Source organism: Gemmiger formicilis (assembly GCF_016901605.1).
Taxonomy (GTDB): domain Bacteria; phylum Bacillota; class Clostridia; order Oscillospirales; family Ruminococcaceae; genus Gemmiger; species Gemmiger formicilis_B.
On the sequence record NZ_JACJKP010000935.1, the window covers coordinates 1 to 218 of the forward strand.

Below are 218 nucleotides of genomic sequence, written 5' to 3' on the forward strand. Positions count from 1 at the left end.
GCCCAAAAATAGTTGTAAAATTGCAAAAAACAGTACCCGGCTCCCCTGTTTTTATGGTATGATAGATACGCGAATCTGTAAGGAGGCGTTTTTCCGGATGGAATTACTGTTTGACCTGGACGGAACTTTGCTCAATACCATCGACGATCTGGCCGATTCCGCCAACCGTGTCTGCGAAGCCCACGGCTGGCCTACTTATGATGTGGCGCAGTATTGTT

At 47.7% G+C, this 218-nt stretch carries 1 protein-coding gene; it reads left to right on the top strand.

Going from position 1 to position 218, the window contains the following annotated elements:
* Positions 1-97: 97 nt before the first annotated feature.
* Positions 98-218 (top strand): HAD family hydrolase (locus H6B10_RS17315; protein WP_204652549.1); only part of this gene is annotated, 121 nt, incomplete at its 3' end.